Source organism: Rhizobacter sp., from assembly GCF_031412495.1.
GTDB lineage: Bacteria > Pseudomonadota > Gammaproteobacteria > Burkholderiales > Burkholderiaceae_C > Schlegelella_A.
Genome location: NZ_JANODC010000054.1, coordinates 1 through 10,975, shown reverse-complemented (window position 1 = coordinate 10,975; position 10,975 = coordinate 1). Strand labels below are relative to the sequence as shown.

The 10,975-nt window shown below is 72.3% G+C and carries 10 protein-coding genes; 7 read left to right on the top strand and 3 right to left on the bottom strand.

Going from position 1 to position 10,975, the window contains the following annotated elements; genetic code table 11:
* The 3 genes from AC30N0_RS02015 to AC30N0_RS02005 all read right to left on the bottom strand — a co-directional run.
* The coding region (locus AC30N0_RS02015) for a putative bifunctional diguanylate cyclase/phosphodiesterase (RefSeq protein WP_489516269.1) at window positions 1–1,836 on the bottom strand (1,836 nt) is incomplete at its 3' end.
* 156 nt (window positions 1,837–1,992) lie between these two features.
* Window positions 1,993–2,283, bottom strand: a complete 291-nt coding sequence (locus tag AC30N0_RS02010) for a BTH_I0359 family protein (RefSeq protein WP_489516268.1) — start codon at window positions 2,281–2,283, stop codon at window positions 1,993–1,995.
* A 92-nt stretch (window positions 2,284–2,375) separates the two neighbouring features.
* A complete protein-coding gene (locus AC30N0_RS02005) occupies window positions 2,376–3,176 on the bottom strand; it encodes a DUF3108 domain-containing protein (protein ID WP_489516267.1) in 801 nt (266 codons plus the stop codon).
* A 483-nt stretch (window positions 3,177–3,659) separates the two neighbouring features.
* On the opposite strand from AC30N0_RS02005, the gene AC30N0_RS02000 reads away from it, so the two are divergent.
* From AC30N0_RS02000 to glcF, 7 genes are all read left to right on the top strand, one after another.
* Complete coding sequence (locus tag AC30N0_RS02000) at window positions 3,660–4,649, top strand: fumarylacetoacetate hydrolase family protein (protein WP_489516266.1); 990 nt, start codon at window positions 3,660–3,662, stop codon at window positions 4,647–4,649.
* A gap of 7 nt (window positions 4,650–4,656) precedes the next feature.
* On the top strand, window positions 4,657–5,157 hold the full coding sequence (locus AC30N0_RS01995; RefSeq protein ID WP_489516265.1) for a retropepsin-like aspartic protease family protein: 501 nt from the start codon (window positions 4,657–4,659) through the stop codon (window positions 5,155–5,157).
* A gap of 55 nt (window positions 5,158–5,212) precedes the next feature.
* Window positions 5,213–6,211 (top strand): TraB/GumN family protein, encoded by a 999-nt coding sequence (locus AC30N0_RS01990; RefSeq protein ID WP_489516264.1) that lies wholly within the window; start codon window positions 5,213–5,215, stop codon window positions 6,209–6,211.
* A 61-nt stretch (window positions 6,212–6,272) separates the two neighbouring features.
* On the top strand, window positions 6,273–6,938 hold the full coding sequence (locus AC30N0_RS01985; RefSeq protein WP_489516263.1) for a PhaM family polyhydroxyalkanoate granule multifunctional regulatory protein: 666 nt from the start codon (window positions 6,273–6,275) through the stop codon (window positions 6,936–6,938).
* Window positions 6,935–8,440 (top strand): FAD-linked oxidase C-terminal domain-containing protein, encoded by a 1,506-nt coding sequence (locus AC30N0_RS01980; RefSeq protein WP_489516262.1) that lies wholly within the window; start codon window positions 6,935–6,937, stop codon window positions 8,438–8,440. The genes AC30N0_RS01985 and AC30N0_RS01980 overlap by 4 nt, the downstream gene beginning before the upstream one ends.
* 12 nt (window positions 8,441–8,452) lie before the next feature.
* Entirely contained in the window at window positions 8,453–9,547 is a 1,095-nt protein-coding gene (gene glcE, locus AC30N0_RS01975; RefSeq protein ID WP_489516261.1) for a glycolate oxidase subunit GlcE, read from the top strand.
* A gap of 20 nt (window positions 9,548–9,567) precedes the next feature.
* Complete coding sequence (glcF, locus tag AC30N0_RS01970; protein ID WP_489516260.1) at window positions 9,568–10,794, top strand: glycolate oxidase subunit GlcF; 1,227 nt, start codon at window positions 9,568–9,570, stop codon at window positions 10,792–10,794.
* The last annotated feature ends 181 nt before the right edge of the window (window positions 10,795–10,975 follow it).

The following is a 10,975-nucleotide window of genomic DNA, read 5'->3' as shown; positions in this document are numbered from 1 at the left end:
CAGGTCCATGACGAAACTGCGGTCGATCTTCAGCTCGCCGGCGCGGAGCTTCCTGAGATAGGCGAGGCTCGAGTAGCCGGTGCCGAAGTCGTCGATCGAGATGTTGATGCCCATCGCGCCGAGCTTCTCGACCATCCGGATCGCGTTCGACGCGTCTTCCATCGCCACCGATTCGGTGATCTCGCAGGTCAGCAGCTGCGGGTTGATGCGGTGGCGCTTCAGCGCCGCGTCGATCCGGTCGGCCAGGTCGGCATGGCGCAGCTGGTGCGCCGAGAGGTTGATCGCCACCCGCATGCGCAGGCCCTCGTCGCGCCACTGGCCGGCCTGGCGGCAGGCTTCGTCGATCAGCCAGTTGCCCATCGCCCCGATCAGTCCGAAGCGCTCGGCGATCGGGATGAAGACGTCCGGCCCGACCAGGCCGCGCTCCGGGTGGTGCCAGCGCATCAGCGCCTCGGCGCCGGTGATCTCGCCGGTCGGGGCATGGATCTTGGGCTGGTATAGCAGGTGCAGCTGGCCGTCCGCCAGGGCCCGGCGCAGGTCGCGGAGCAGGTCGAGCTGGTCGCGCACGCCGTTGGTCATGCGCGCCTCGTAGAAGGCGTGGCTGGCGCCGCCGTTGGCCTTGGCCGAGCGCATCGCCGCCTCGGCGTTGGCGATCAGGCTCGACTTCGGCCCGTTGGCCGGGTAGAGGGAGACGCCGACCGAGCTCGCGACCGAGGCCTCGCGGCCGTTCACCCGGCACGGCTCGCCGATCGAGGCCTGCAGGCGCTCGGCGAAGATGGCCGCGTCCTCGTCGCTGGGGTTGCCGCCGATCAGCATCAGGTACTCGTCGCCGCCGAGGTGCGCGACCTTGTCCTCGGGTCGGGCGAAGCGCTTCAGGCGCGACGCGATCTCGCGCAGCATCAGGTCGCCGCTGGCATGGCCGAGCGACTCGTTCACCGGCTTGAAGCCGTCGAGGTCGATGAAAAGCAGCGCCAGGCGCTCCCGCTCGCGGTCGGCGTGCTGCACCGCCTGGGCGAGCAGACCCTCGAACATGAGGCGGTTCGGCAGCCCGGTCAGCGCGTCCCGGAACGTGCGCCGCTGCAGCTCGGTCTCGGCCCGGCGCAGCGACCGGCGCAGCCGCGCCTCGAGCACCGACAGGAGCAGGCCGAGGCAGAGCAGCGCCACCGAGCCGAGCGAGGCGAGCAGGGTCAGGGTCGCCGACGCGATCTGGTCGGCGTGCGCGGAGGCGACCTGGTGGCCGATGCCGGCGGCGCCGATGACGAGCTGCTGGCTGCCGACCAGGCTGATGCCGAGGACGACCGCGGCCAGGGCCTGCCACGGCAGTGTCGCGGCCCGGCTGCGGTCGCCCCCGTGGAAGAAGGCGCCGAGGGCCATCATGCAGCCGCCGCCGGCGCCGAGCATGGCGCCGACGAGGGGCAGCACCTGCCACTCGATGCCCGGCTGGAGGCCCAGCGGGTAGAGGGCCAGGGCATGGCTGCCCACGGTTCCGATGGCCAGCGCGAAGGCGGCGAAGGCGACCCGGGCCGACGTGGCGACCCGGCCGCTGACGGCGCCGAGCCCGGCCATGCCGGCCAGCACCGCTGCGAACCAGGCGCCGAGGGCGCCGACGCCGTCGTAGCCCAGCCGGAAGCCGACCGGCTCGGCGGCCACGCCGATGATCTGGCACGACCAGACCCCGGTGGCCAGCGCCGACGCCGCACCGAGCAGCCAGAGGACGCCCGAGCGCGTGCGCAGGACGCGGACCCGCCGCGCGAGGTCGAGCGCGACATACGCCGCCAGCGTGCTGACGCCCAGGCTCAACAGGAGCATCAGGGCCGCCGGCATCGCCGGTTGCATCGAAGAGTCCATCGCCCGAGCTGCCCTCCGTCAGACCACGTGAACACGCGGCCGCGACGTTTTCAGCGCGGCTCCCCGACCGCAATATCGGCGGGCAGCGGGCGGACTTGAGGTGTGCGAGGCCCCGCCGAGGCGAGGCGGAGCGAGGGCGGAGAGCTAGTGGAGCACGAGGGGCTGCGAGACCATCGAGGTGAAGCCGGCGATGTACTCGTCGAGGTCCTCCTCGCTCGGCGTCTCATCGGCCATGAGCGCCTCGACGCCGGCCTTGAAGGTCGCCGCAACCGCACCCTCGATGAAGATGTCCTTGCGGGCGAGCTTGTCCACGATCTCGAATCCGCCCCGGCTCGGCGCCGGTTCGGACCCTTCGGGCGTCGTCGCCTCGCCGTTCGAAGACGCGATCTCGAACAGCACGACCGCGAAGCTGTCCGAGTTGTAAAGCATGTGCATGGGTTTCTCCTGCAGGCAACGTGCGGCCCTGGAAGCGGATTGCAAGCGGAGTGCCTGCCCCGCGGCTCCGGGGGGTGGCAGGCGCCTTCGGGCTACGGCGGCGCCGTGTCGACGCCGTCCAGCAACAGGTCGACTTCGGAGGCGCCGCTGCGGTTGCGCAAGGTCGCATGCGCCGGCAGGTGGTAGCGAGCCGGGTCGAGCCAGATCTCGGCCGTGGTGTCGTATGTCGACCGGGCGTCGCGCACGAACTTGATGGCGTGGACGGTGCCGACGCCGGTCTCGATCGTCTCCGGGCCCAGGCAGCGGAACGACCACACCGACGCGTCGCCGCGCGCGCCGGCCACGACCATGACGATGCGCGCGCCCTCGATCAGCAAGGCCGGATCGCCGGCGGCGATGCCCGCGAGCTGGACCAGGAAGCTGAGGCGGTCCTGGCTGCCGGGCAGGAGCGGCCACTCGGTCGCCGGGCCGGAGAACGTGATCTTTCCGGCCTCGCGCCGGAAGTTGGCCGCCTGCGCGGATCGACGGGCGCGCTGGTCGAGGAAGCGGACCGGAGCCAGTCCCTCGCCCCCGAGCTCGCCGTCACTCGACTGACGCAGCAGGGTCAGCCCCGAGACCCGTGCTTCCAGGGCCAGGCTGTAGGTGTCGCCCTGCGGCCGCCAGCGCAGCTCGCCGTCGCCGCGCAGGAAGCCGCTGCGCACTTCGTAGCGCAGGGTCAGCGCCGGCGGCAGGCGTGTGCGGTAGATGGGTGGCGGCTCCTCGTTCGGCTGGAGCAGCGTCGAAGAGGGTGCTGCCGGCACGCCGGATGCGCCGACGTCGGCAGGGGCCGGCAGGGCGACGGCGGCGACCGTTGCCCCCTGCGGCTCGTCGGCACCGGGGCCGGGCTCGTCCACGGCAGCCGACGCCGCAGTTGAGCGAGCGCCCGCTTGCGTTGGATCATTTGTGGGGACTAACTTCACCCCGTCTCGCATGCTCTCCGGTGCGCGCCGGGCCAGGCGCCGGACCGGGGCCATCAAGGCGGGCGCCGCGGCACGGGCAGCGACGGGCGGGATGGGACCGGCCGCCGGGGCGGGGTCCGCAGACGCGGCCTCGACGACTGCCTTCGCCTCTGGAGACGGAGCCGCCGCCACGACCCGCACGCTCAGCGGCGACCCGCCGCCCGCGCGTCCGGCCTCAGGCGCCGGCACGCCGACGCCGCCGAGCAGGAACGCGTGCCCGAGCGCCACCAGCAGCGCCACGACGAGCAAGGCACGCCCGCGCCGCTGCCGCGGCGGCGGCAGGGAGGCACCGGACCGCATGGGGCCGAAGGGCACTGACACGGCCTGCATCTCCAGCGTCGACAATCGCGCTCCGCCTTTCACCGCCACGCCACCACGATGAAGCTCGCCACGTACAAGGACGGCACCCGCGACGGCCAGCTCGTCGTCGTCTCGCGCGACCTGGGCAGCGCCCACTATGCCAGCACGGTCGCACGCACCCTGCAGCAGGTGCTCGACGACTGGAACTTCCTGTCGCCGCAGCTGGAGGACATCGCCGCGTCGCTCAACGACGGCCAGGCGCGGCACGCCTTCGCCTTCGAGCCCGGGCGCTGCATGGCGCCCCTGCCACGCGCCTTCCAGTGGGCCGACGGCTCGGCCTTCATCAACCACGTCGAGCTCGTGCGGCGGGCGCGCAACGCCGAGATGCCGGCGACCTTCCGCACCGACCCGCTCATGTACCAGGGCGGCAGCGACGACTTCCTCGGGCCGCGCGACGACATCGTCGCCGCCAGCGAGGACTGGGGCATCGACTTCGAGGCCGAGGTCGCGGTCGTCACCGGCGACGTCGGCATGGGCACCTCGGCCGACGAGGCGCTGGAGTCGATCCGCCTCGTCATGCTCGCCAACGACGTCAGCCTGCGCATGCTGATCCCGGCCGAGCTGGCCAAGGGCTTCGGCTTCTTCCAGAGCAAGCCGGCAACGGCCTTCAGCCCGGTCGCCGTGACCCCGGACGAGCTGGGTCCGGCCTGGCACGGCGGGCGCCTGCACCTGGACCTCGAGAGCACCTGGAACGGGCAGCGAGCCGGCCTCTGCAACGCCGGCGAGGAGATGACCTTCCACTTCGGCCAGCTGATCGCCCACCTCTGCAAGACGCGCAATGCGCGGGCCGGCTCGATCTTCGGCAGCGGCACCGTCAGCAACAAGGACTGGTCGCACGGCTACTCGTGCATCGCCGAGAAGCGGGCCATCGAGACCATCGAGACGGGCAGCCCGCAGACCGCGTTCATGCGCTTCGGCGACACGATCCGGATCGAGATGAAGGCCGTCGACGGCAGGAGCATCTTCGGTGCCATCGACCAGAAGGTGACGCCGCTGGTGCGCAACTGAGCCGCCGATGAGCGAACGCGAGCTGCCCTCCACCTTCAAGGTCGTCACCCTCTGGCTGCTCGTCGGGGCGGCGGTCTTCCTCGGTTTCCAGTGGTACCAGCACGAGCAGCTGAAGACGCGCTTCAGCGCCGTCGGCGAGGTGATCGAGATCCGCCGCGGCCCCGACGGCCACTACCACTGGCCGGGCACGCTCAACGGGCGGGCGGTCGACTTCCTGGTCGACACCGGCGCCACCGGCACCGCGATCCCGCTCGGCCTGGCCCGCGAGCTCGGCCTCGAGACGGAGGGCAAGGCGCGGGCGAGCACCGCCGGCGGCACCGTCGTCGGCGAGATCGCGCGCGCCGACCTGGCGCTCGAAGGCGGCGTGCGCGTCGATCGCCTCCGCATCGTCGCCCTGCCCGGCTTGAGCGGCAACCCGCTGCTCGGCATGGACGTGCTCGGCCGGCTGCAGTGGCAGCAGCAGGCCGGGGTCCTGCGCATCGACCTTCGCACCGGCAGCGGATCGTGAACAGGTAGGCACACGGGGCTGCGCTTGGTTCGGGCGCAACGCTAAGCTTCCGGCCATGACCACCGCTTCTCGAACCGCCGCGCGGCGCAGGCTCGGCCGCACGTTGCTGGGTGGACTCCTCGCTGCCGCGGCGGCGCTGGCGGCGACGCCGGCCCGGCCCGCCGACGAGAGCACGACCTGCCCGCCGCAGGCCGCCGTGCACACCGCCGACCGCGTCGAGCGCGGCATGCGCGAGGCGCGCGACCACGGCTTCCTGTGGCGCATCAGCAAGGACGGGCGCAGCTCCTACCTGTACGGCACCATCCATGCGGCGCGCCAGGAGTGGATGTACCCGGGGCCGACGATCGTCGACGCCATCCGCGGCAGCGACACCCTGGCCCTCGAGCTCGACGTCCTCGACCCCGCCATCCAGCAGCGCCTGGCCGCCAGCATCGGCTCGCAACGATCGGAACCGCTGCCGCCGGCCCTGGTGCGCCGTCTCGACCGGCGCCTGGCCGTCGAGTGCGTCGATGCGGCGACCTGGGGCCGGTTCGCGCCCGAGTTCCAGGTGGCCTCGCTGACCGTGCTGGCGGCGCGACGCGACGGCTTCGATCCGTCGTACGCCATCGACCTGGTCCTCGCCGGCCTGGCCCGCGACCTCGGCAAGCCGGTCGTCTCGCTGGAGACGCCGGAAGCGCAGATGCAGGCACTGCAAATGCCGACCCATACAGAGACCGTCGCCTTCGTCGACGATGCCCTCAAGGACCTCGAGGCCGGCCGGGCCCGGCCGATGCTCAACCGCATCGCCAAGGTCTGGGTCGAAGGCAACTACGCCGAGCTGTCCAACTACGCCAAGTGGTGCGACTGCCTGCGCACGCGCAGCGACCGGGCGGCGATGAAGCGCCTCCTCGACGACCGCAACCCCGGCCTCGCGGCGAGCATCGATGCGCTGCATGCCGGCGGCAAGCAGGTCTTCGCGGCCATCGGCAGCCTGCACATGATCGGCCCCCACGGCCTGCCGGCCCTCATGAAGAAGCGCGGCTACAAGGTCGAGCAGGGCGATTTCGGGCGCTGAACCAGGCCCGGGCGGGCCTCGCCGAGAATGCGGGATCGCACGCCCGCGGCGAGGAGACACGATGAACAACGACCCGACCGGCTTCGCCAAGATGGTGCCCGGCTTCGACTTCCTGCAGAGCCTGGTCAAGAACGCCGGCTCGGCCATCCCCGGCATGGGCCAGTGGGTGGCGCCGACGCTCGACCCGGCCGAGCTCGAGAAGCGGATCGAGGAGCTGCGCACGGTGCAGTTCTGGCTCGAGCAGAACGCGCGCATGCTGGCGGCGACGATCCAGGCGCTCGAGGTGCAGCGGATGACGCTGTCGACGCTGCAGACGATGAACGTGCAGATGGGCGACCTGCGCGAGTCGCTCAAGATCAAGCTGCCCGGCGACGCCGGCGCGCCCGCGGCCGGGGCGAGCGACCCGAAGAAGGCCAAGGCCGGCGCCAGCGCGGCGCGGGCCGTCGATCCGATGCAGTGGTGGGGCGCCCTGACGAACCAGTTCACCCAGCTCGCCACCAGCGCCATGAAGGGCTCGGCGACCGACGCGGCGCAGGCGATGGCCGGCGGCCTCGTCAAGCAGACGCTCGACGCCGCCAGCGCACCGGCCCGGGCGGTGATGGACGCGGTCGGGAAGAAACCGGCCAAGGCCTCGGGGTCGGGCGACACGGCCGAGGCGCGCCCCGCCGCGAAGAAGGCGGCATCGAAACGCCGGCGTTCGCCAGCCGGCAAGACCGGCGCGTCGTGAACGCGCCCCTGCCCGAGAGCGCAGCCCTGTCCGCGGTCGACCGGGCCCGGCGCCAGGCCGACGTCGTGCACGCGCTGGGCAGTGCCCTGCCCGCGCATGCCCTGCTCTGGACGGCCGAGGACACCGGGCCGTACGAGTGCGACGGCCTCACCGCCTACCGCGAGAAGCCGCTCGTCGTCGCCCTGCCGGAAAGCGAGTCGCAGGTCGCCGCGGTCCTGCGCAGCTGCCACCGGCTCGGCGTGCCGGTGGTGGCGCGCGGTGCCGGCACCGGCCTCTCGGGCGGGGCCCTGCCGCACGCCCTCGGCGTGACGCTGAGCCTGGCCAAGTTCAACCGCATCGTTCGCAACGACGCCCTGGCGCGGACCGCGACGGTGCAGAGCGGCGTCCGCAACCAGGCCATCAGCGAGGCGGCGGCGCCGCTCGGCCTGTTCTACGCGCCCGACCCGAGCAGCCAGATCGCCTGCACGATCGGCGGCAACGTCGCCGAGAACTCGGGCGGCGTGCACTGCCTCAAGTACGGCCTCACGCTGCACAACGTGCTCAAGGTGCGCGGCTTCACCGCCGAAGGCGAGCCGGTCGAGTTCGGCGCCGACGCGCTCGACGCGCCCGGGCTCGACCTGCTCAGCGTCGTCGTCGGCAGCGAAGGCATGCTCGCCGTCGCCGTCGAGGTCACGGTCAAGCTGCTGCCGAAGCCGCAGACGGCGCGCTGCATCGTCGCCAGCTTCGCCGACGTGCGCCATGCCGGCGACGCGGTCGCCGCGATCATCGCCGCCGGCATCATCCCGGCCGGGCTCGAGATGATGGACAAGCCGATGACCGCGGCGGTGGAGGACTTCGTCCACGCCGGCTACGACCTCGACGCCGCCGCGATCCTGCTCTGCGAGAGCGACGGCACGCCGGCCGAGGTCGAGCACGAGATCGGCCGCATGGTCGCGGTGCTGCAGCGCTGCGGCGCGACGCGCGTCGCCGTCAGCGCCAGCGAGGCCGAGCGGTTGCGCTTCTGGAGCGGGCGCAAGAACGCCTTTCCGGCGAGCGGCCGCATCAGCCCCGACTACATGTGCATGGACTCGACGATCCCGCGCCGGCGCCTGGCCGACATGCTGATCGCCATCGGCGAGATGGAGAAGAAGCACGCCCTTCGCTGCGTCAACGTCTTCCATGCCGGCGACGGCAACCTGCACCCGCTGATCCTGTTCGACGCCAACGACGCCGATCAGCTGCACCGGGCCGAGCGCTTCGGCGCCGAGATCCTCGAGCTCAGCGTCGAGATGGGCGGCACCGTCACCGGCGAGCACGGCGTCGGTATCGAGAAGCTGGCGTCGATGTGCGTGCAGTTCTCGTCGGCCGAGCGGGCGCAGATGCTCGCCCTCAAGGCAGCCTTCGATCCGCAAGGCGGCCTCAACCCGGGCAAGGTCATCCCGACCCTGTCGCGCTGCGCCGAGTACGGCCGCATGCACGTCAAGCGCGGCCTGCTCCCGTTCGCCGAGCTGCCGCGGTACTGAGAAGCGGCCGACGTGAACGAGGCGGTCGAGGCGCTCGCCGAGCGCATCCGCAAGGCCGGCGCGGCCGGGCAGAAGCTGGCCGTGCGCGGCGGCGGCACAAAGGACTTCTACGGCGAAGCCGTGCCGGCGTCGTGCGAGCCGCTGGACACGCGCACCCTCGGCGGCTGGGCCGAGCACGAGCCGACCGAGCTCGTCGTCACCGCGCCGGGCGGCATGACGCTCGCCGACCTCGAGACGCAGCTCGCCGCCAAGGGCCAATGCCTGGCCTTCGAGCCGCCGCGCTTCGGGCCTGGCTCGACAGTGGGCGGCATGGTCGCCGCCGGTCTGGCCGGGCCATCTCGGGCGGTCGCCGGCTCGGTGCGCGACCACGTCCTCGGCCTGGCGCTCCTCAACGGCAGCGGCGAGCTGCTCCGCTTCGGCGGCCGCGTCATCAAGAACGTCGCCGGCTACGACGTCTCGCGCCTGGTCGCCGGTTCGCTCGGCATCCTCGGCGTCATCGTCGAGGTGTCGCTGAAGGTGCTGCCGAAGGCCGAGGCCGAGGCCACGCTGCGCTTCGACCTCAAGCCGCAGGAGGCGCTGCGCCGGCTGCACGGGTGGGGCGGCCGGCCGCTGCCGATCGATGCCAGCGCCTGGTGGAACGGCAACCTCGTGATCCGCCTGCGCGGCTCGGTGGCGTCGGTGGGCGAAGCCCTGCCGGCGCTCGGCGGCGAGCCGATCGCGGCAGATGCGGCGGCGCCGTTCTGGAACAGCCTGCGCGACCAGACCGACCCGTTCTTCGCCGCCGCCGAGGACGCCATCGAGCACCAGGACGCGGCCCTCTGGCGGCTGTCGCTGCCGCAGACGGCGCCGGTGCTCGGCCTCGCCGGCGACGAGCTGATCGAGTGGCATGGCGCGCAGCGCTGGCTGGTCACGTCGCTGCCGGCGGCGTCGGTCCGCGATGCGGCGGCGGCCGCCGGCGGCCACGCCACCCTCTTCCGCAGCCGCGACAAGTCGGCCGGCGTGTTCGCGCCCTTGTCGCCGCCGCTGAAAAGAATCCATGAACGCCTGAAGCACGCCTTCGATCCAAAGGGCGTCCTCAACCCGGGCCGGCTCTACCCCGGCCTCTGACCCGCACCCGCCGCCACCGCATGCAGACGAACATCGCCCCGGAATTCGCGGGCACCCCCGACGCGATCGAAGCCGAGGCCATCCTGCGCAAGTGCGTGCACTGCGGCTTCTGCACCGCGACCTGCCCGACCTACCAGCTGCTCGGCGACGAGCTCGACGGCCCGCGCGGCCGCATCTACCTGATCAAGCAGGTCCTCGAGGGCGAGGCGCCCACGCGCTCGACCCAGCTCCACCTCGACCGCAGCCTGACCTGCCGCAACTGCGAGACCACCTGCCCCTCGGGGGTGCAGTACGGCAACCTGGTCGAGATCGGTCGCAGGATCGTCGACGAGCGCGTGCCACGGCCGGCCGGCGAAAGGGCCCTGCGATGGGCGCTGAAGGAGGGCCTCACCTCGCCGCTGTTCGCACCGGCGATGAAGGCGGGCCAGATGGTCCGCCCGGTGCTGCCCGGCGTCCTGAAGGCGAAGGTTCCGGCTGCGGCGGGAGCGGCGGCGCACCGCTGGCCGACGCGCGAGCACCCGCGCAAGGTGCTCATGCTGATGGGTTGCGTGCAGCCGGCGATGATGCCCAACATCAACAGCGCCACGGCGCGCGTCCTCGACCGCGCCGGCATCCAGACCCTGGTCGCCGACGAAGCCGGCTGCTGCGGCGCGATCCGCCTGCACCTCGACGACCACACCGGCGCGCACGCGCACATGCGCCGCAACATCGACGCCTGGTGGCCGCTGGTCTCGACCGGCGCCGTCGAGGCGATCGTCATGAACGCCTCCGGCTGCGGCGTCACCGTCAAGGAGTACGGCCGTTCGCTCGCGCGCGACCCCGCCTACGCCGACAAGGCGCGCCGCGTCGCCGAGCTGACCCGCGACGTGTCCGAGCTGCTGCCCGACATCGTCGAAGCACTTGGCACGTCACGGCCTCGACTGCCCCGCCTTGCCTTCCATCCTCCGTGCACCTTGCAGCACGGTCAGAAGCTGCGCGGCGGCGTCGAAGCGGCGTTCGCGGCGCTCGGCTTCGAGATCCGCGTTGCGTTGAACGAGGCGCATCTGTGCTGCGGCTCGGCCGGCACCTATTCGGTGCTGCATCCGGAGCTGGCGACGGCCCTGCGCGACCGCAAGCTTGGCCACCTCGCCGAACTCGCGCCCGAGGTCATCGTCTCGGCCAACATCGGCTGCATCCAGCACCTGCAGAGCGGAACCACGACCCCGGTGCGGCATTGGATCGAGGTGCTCGACGAGGCCCTCGCCTAGCTCCCGGCCATGTCGCGCGTGCTCCGATTCGCCTGGGTGCTGTTGCTGACGCTGGCCCTGCCGCTGCAGGGCCTGGCGGCGGCGACGATGGCCGCCTGCGGCCCGGTGCACGGCGATGCCGGCGGCCATGCCGCGCACGCGCAGGAGGCGTCCACGCAGGCTTTCGACCACGAAGCGTCTG

What these genes read in the sequence shown, in the direction of transcription:
- AC30N0_RS01985 (WP_489516263.1), top strand. Translation starts at nt 6,273, where the DNA reads ATGAACAACGACCCGACCGGCTTCGCCAAGATGGTGCCCGGCTTCGAC.
- AC30N0_RS01990 (WP_489516264.1), top strand. Translation starts at nt 5,213, where the DNA reads ATGACCACCGCTTCTCGAACCGCCGCGCGGCGCAGGCTCGGCCGCACG.
- AC30N0_RS01995 (WP_489516265.1), top strand. Translation starts at nt 4,657, where the DNA reads ATGAGCGAACGCGAGCTGCCCTCCACCTTCAAGGTCGTCACCCTCTGG.
- glcF (WP_489516260.1), top strand. Translation starts at nt 9,568, where the DNA reads ATGCAGACGAACATCGCCCCGGAATTCGCGGGCACCCCCGACGCGATC.
- AC30N0_RS02010 (WP_489516268.1), bottom strand. Translation starts at nt 2,283, where the DNA reads ATGCACATGCTTTACAACTCGGACAGCTTCGCGGTCGTGCTGTTCGAG.
- AC30N0_RS02000 (WP_489516266.1), top strand. Translation starts at nt 3,660, where the DNA reads ATGAAGCTCGCCACGTACAAGGACGGCACCCGCGACGGCCAGCTCGTC.